A 1752-nucleotide genomic window follows, 5' to 3' on the forward strand; every position below is an offset into this window, starting at 1 on the left:
CGCCGCCAGCGTTCGCTCGAGCGCACCGCGCGGCGCCTCGTACGCCGTAGCATCGTCGAACTCCGGCCGCGGCAGCGCCGCGCGATCCAGTTTGCCATTGGCGTTCTGCGGCAGCGCGGGCAGCACGACCACGGCCGCCGGCACCATGTAGTCTGGCAACTGCTCGGCGAGCCTACGGCGAAGATCCGCGCCGTCGAGCTGCTGATCGGCGTGTGCCGACACGTAGCCGACCAACTGGGCTCCGCCCGCTCCGGCCAGCGCCACGACCACCGTCTCGCGCACACCCGGCTGCGCCAGCAGCTGCGCCTCGATCTCGCCGAGCTCGATGCGGAAGCCCCGCACCTTGACCTGGTGGTCGACCCGGCCGAGATACTCGAGCCGCCCCTGCGAGGTCCAGCGTGCGACGTCGCCGGTGCGGTACAACCGCGCGCCAGCTTCAGCTTCCAACGCGAACGGATCGGCAATGAAGCGCTCGGCGCTCAAGCCCGGCCGGCCGTGATAGCCCCGCGCCAGCAGCTCGCCGCCGATGTAGAGCTCGCCCGGCACGCCCTGCGGCACCGGATTCAGCTGCGCATCCAGCACATGCACGCGCCGCCCCGCCAGCGGCCGGCCGATCGGCATCTGCGCCGGCAAGGTCTCATCCCCCGTGATCCACGCCGCGCAGTCCTCCACGATCGCCGTCACCACGGTCTCGGTCGGGCCGTAGCTGTTGATCAGCTTCACATGGCCCAACCCGGCTTCGCGCCAGGTGCGCACGCCTTCGGGCGGCATCGCTTCGCCGGTGGCTTGTACCTGGCGCAGCACGCCGTAGTCGCGCGGTCCCTTCTGGGCGAAGTCCTGCGCCAGCAACTGCCAGTAGGCGGTGGGCAGATCGGCGATGCTGATGCGCTGCTCGATCAGCTGTCGATAGAAGGTCTCGCTGTCCCACAGGGTCGGGCCGCGCAGCACGACCGTGGCGCCGGCGACCAGCGGGGGGAACAGCTGCTCGACGAAGCCGTCGAAGTTGATCGTGGAGAACTGCAGCATGCGGTCGACCGGCGTGAGGCCGAAGTAGCCGATGGCCACCTGGCTGTGCTCGGCCAGGCTTGCATGCGTGATGCCGATGCCCTTGGGTCGGCCCGTCGAGCCCGAGGTGTAGATCACGTAGGCGAGATTCCCGCCGTGCACCGCGACCGCCGGATTCGACACCGGTTCGGCATCGAACGTCAGTTGGTCCAGCGCCAGCGTCTGCACGCCTTCGGCGGCGATGCCCAGGTGGCTCTGCGTGAGCAGCAGCTCGATCCCGGCGTCATCGAGCATGTAGGCCAGACGCTCGGCCGGGTACTCGGGGTCCAGCGGCACATAGGCGCCACCGGCCTTGAGCACGGCCAGTAAGGCCACGATCATCTCGATCGAGCGCTCCAGCGCCAGGCCCACACGGACCTCCAAGCCGACGCCCAGCGCGACCAGACGGTGCGCGAGCTGGTTAGCGCGCAGGTTCAGTTCGGCGTAGCTGAGCTGCTCGGCGTCGAGTCGCAGCGCGATGGCGTCCGGCGTCTCGAGCGACCGAGCTTCGATGAGGCGATGCACGGGCACATCGGCCGGATGCCGCTGCGCGTTGGTGCTCCACGCCGCCAGACGCGCCCGCTCCGCCTCGCCTGCGAGCTCAACCTCGCCCAGCGCCTGCTCTGGATGTTCGGCCAGCGCTTGCAGCATCGCCAGGTAGTGATCGCCCAGCCGCTCGATCGTCGTCGGTTCGAACAGCTCCGCCGC

1 protein-coding gene is annotated in these 1752 nt (G+C 69.7%); it reads right to left on the reverse strand.

The window, feature by feature from the left end:
- A partial coding sequence (locus tag ACG0Z6_RS16580; protein ID WP_394463448.1) for an amino acid adenylation domain-containing protein occupies positions 1–1752 on the reverse strand: 1752 nt, incomplete at both ends.

The organism is Roseateles rivi (assembly GCF_043555845.1).
Taxonomy (GTDB): Bacteria; Pseudomonadota; Gammaproteobacteria; order Burkholderiales; family Burkholderiaceae_C; genus Roseateles; species Roseateles rivi.